Annotated in this window: 2 protein-coding genes; one reads left to right on the top strand and one right to left on the bottom strand. The window is 72.2% G+C overall.

What is annotated here, in order from left to right; all coding sequences use genetic code 11:
• On the bottom strand, positions 1-942 hold a 942-nt coding region (locus EEJ42_RS32715; RefSeq protein ID WP_123105573.1), incomplete at its 3' end, for a glycosyltransferase.
• 296 nt (positions 943-1238) lie between these two features.
• Here EEJ42_RS32715 and EEJ42_RS32710 point away from each other — a divergent pair.
• Positions 1239-3092: glycosyltransferase family 2 protein (locus EEJ42_RS32710; protein ID WP_123105575.1), on the top strand; the 1854-nt coding region annotated here is incomplete at its 3' end.

Raw genomic sequence — 3092 nt, 5'->3', positions numbered from 1 at the left:
CGCGGGGAGCTCGTCGAGGGCCGGACAGACGGTGTGCAGCACGGGCAGCCCGGCCGCGAGGGCTTCCAGCGCGGCGAGCCCGAACGCCTCCTCGGCGGACGGCGAGACCAGGACGTCCATGGCGGCCAGCAGCCCGGGCAGTCCGGCGGGCCGGTCGTCGGGCGGGGCCACGGCCCCGTCCCGCTCCCCCAGCAGCCGGATCCGGTCGGCCGCGCCCAGCCGGGCGGCCAGGTCCTCCAGGGCGGGGCGCTCGGGCCCCTCGCCGACCAGCAGCAGCCGGGCCCCGGGTACGGCGGCGACGGCCCGCACCGCCACCTCGAACCGCTTGGCCGCCACCAGCCGTCCCACCGCACCGACGACGAAGGCGTGGTCGGGGATGGCCAGGCGGGCGCGGGCGGCGGCGCGGGCGGCGGGGGCGAAGCGGAAGTGACGGGCGTCGATGCCGTTGGGCACCAGATGGATCCGGTGGTTGGGCACGCCCCAGTCGCGCAGCCGGTCGGCGACGGCGGCCGAGACGGCGACGGTCGCCGAGCCCAGCCGCTCGGCGGCCAGGTAGCGGGCGCGGACGGCGGGGCTCAGGGGGCGGCCGTCGAGGCTGCCCGCGCCCAGGGCGTGTTCGGTGGCGATCACGGCCCGTACGCCCGCCAGCCGGGCGGCGATCCGGCCCAGGACGCAGGCCCGGTAGAGGTGGGTGTGCACCACGTCGTAGCCGCCGGAGCGGATGGTGCGCACCAGGGCGGGCAGCGCCCGCAGCTCGCCCGCGCGGCCGTCCAGGGGCAGATGGGTGACCGGGATGCCGTCGGCGCGGATGCCGTGGGCGGTTCTGCCCGGTGCGGCGAGGGCGACCACGTCGCAGCGCACCGGCACATGGCGCAGCAGCAGCCGCAGTTGCTGTTCGGCGCCGCCCGCGCCGAGGCGGGAGATGATGTGCAGAACTCTCATCGGGCGACCCCGCCCCATCCTCCGTCGTTCCGCCGTCGTTTCGCGTGGCGTCCGTCTTTCACGCGATATCCGACCTTGCCAGAGGGCGGGATGTAAATCACGTAAGACGCGCGCTGATGGGCCGTCAGGGTGGCGCTTTCGCAGCGTATCGCCAAAGGCGCGCCGAAAATCCGATGTGCGCAATACCGCCACATCCGATTGTTACCTTCTCATCTCGCGCGATGACATGACGAATGTGGTCCGTCCGGGTCATCGCGGCGCGACATCCGGTTTCCAGACAGCCCGCGGGAGCGCCCATGTCTGCACAGACCCCCGTCAGAAATTCGAGAAACGCACGAGATCCGCGTCGTGGAGTCGCCCCCGCCGCCGCGCGCACCGCCGGGCACGCCGCCGCACCCCCGCATGCGCGCCCCGCCCCGGATGGCGTGCGCCCCCGCCCGGCCGCGGTGTACGAGTACAAGCGGTACAGCGAGCTGGCGGGCCCGCTGACGGAACCGCCCGCCGACCACCCGTACCGGGTGCGCAGCCGCAGCCTGCTGGCGCAGGAGCCGCACCGGTTCCGGGCGGCGCTGCTGCTGTGCGGGGCGCCGGTGTGCTCGGCGGTGCTGCTGTTCTGGCTGCTGCGGCCGGACCACTGGGCGGCGCGCAGCCATGTGACGGCGTGGGAGACGGCGGCGGATGTCGCGATGCTGGTCTCGATCGCGCTGATCGAGACGTTCCGGCTCGTCACGGTCATCTCCAACGCGCACGCGACGCTGGTGGCCCGGGATCCGGTGCCGGTGACCGCCGAGCGCGGCACCCGGGTGGCGTTCCTGACCAGTTTCGTGCCCGGCAAGGAGCCGATCGCGATGGTCCGGGCCACGCTGGAGGGTGCGGTGCGCATCCGGCACCAGGGGACGCTGGACGTCTGGCTGCTGGACGAGGGGGACGACCCGGAGGTCAAGGAGCTGTGCGCGCGGCTGGGCGTACGGCACTTCTCCCGCAAGGGCGTCGAGAAGTGGAATCAGCCGAAGGGCACTTTCCGGGCGAGGACGAAACACGGGAATTACAACGCCTGGCTGGACGCGCACGGGGACGCTTATGAATTCATGGCGTGCGTGGACACCGACCATGTGCCGCTGCCCAACTTCCTGGAGCGCATGCTGGGTTACTTCCGCGATCCGGATGTCTCCTTCGTGGTGGGGCCGCAGGTGTACGGAAACTACGACACCGCCGTGACCAAGGCCGCCGAAAGCCAGCAGTTCCTGTTCCACGCGCTGATCCAGCGGGCCGGGAACGCGTACGGCAGCCCGATGTTCGTGGGCACCAACAACGCGGTGCGGATCAGCGCGCTGCGCAGCATCGGCGGGCTGTACGACTCGATCACCGAGGACATGGCCACCGGCTTCGAGCTGCACCGCCACCGCAACCCGGCCACCGGCAAGAAGTGGCGCTCGGTGTACACCCCGGACGTGCTGGCGGTCGGCGAGGGACCCAGCTCCTGGACCGACTTCTTCACCCAGCAGATGCGGTGGAGCCGGGGCACCTACGAGACGGTGCTCAAGCAGTTCTGGAAGGCCCCGTTCACGCTGTCCCCCGGCAAGCTGCTCAACTACACGCTGCTGATCACGTACTACCCGATGACCGCGGTCAACTGGGTGCTCTCGGCGCTGTCCTGCACGCTGTTCCTGATGCTGGGCGCGGCCGGGCTCGACATCCCGGCCGAGCTGTGGATGATGCTCTACAGCGACGCCGCCATGCTCCAGATCGGGCTGTACATCTGGAACCGCCGCCACAACGTCTCCCCGCACGAGCCCGAGGGGTCGGGCGGGCTCGCCGGGATGCTGCTCTCCGCCCTGTCCGCGCCGATCTACGTCAAGTCGCTGTTCGACGCGGCGCTGCGGCGCAAGAGCCGGTTCGTGGTCACGCCCAAGGGCGATTCGTCCAGCCCGGACCGGCTCTCCACGTTCCGCATCCACCTGCTGTGGGGCGGGCTCTTCGGCACCTCGCTCGCGGCCTCGTTCTCCCTGGGGCACACCCACGCGGCGATGCGGACGTGGGCCGTCCTCGCGCTCGCGCTGTGCCTGGCGCCGGTGGTCATCTGGTACGGCGGGGTGGTGCGGGGCCGGCGCCGCCCGGTGGCGGCGCCGGCCGTACCGACCGCGCGTGCG

The sequence above is a fragment of the Streptomyces botrytidirepellens genome (assembly GCF_003721215.1).
GTDB classification, from domain to species: domain Bacteria; phylum Actinomycetota; class Actinomycetes; order Streptomycetales; family Streptomycetaceae; genus Streptomyces; species Streptomyces himastatinicus.
The sequence above is the reverse complement of the archived record's forward strand: the minus strand, read 5'-3'. Positions and strand labels throughout refer to the sequence as shown.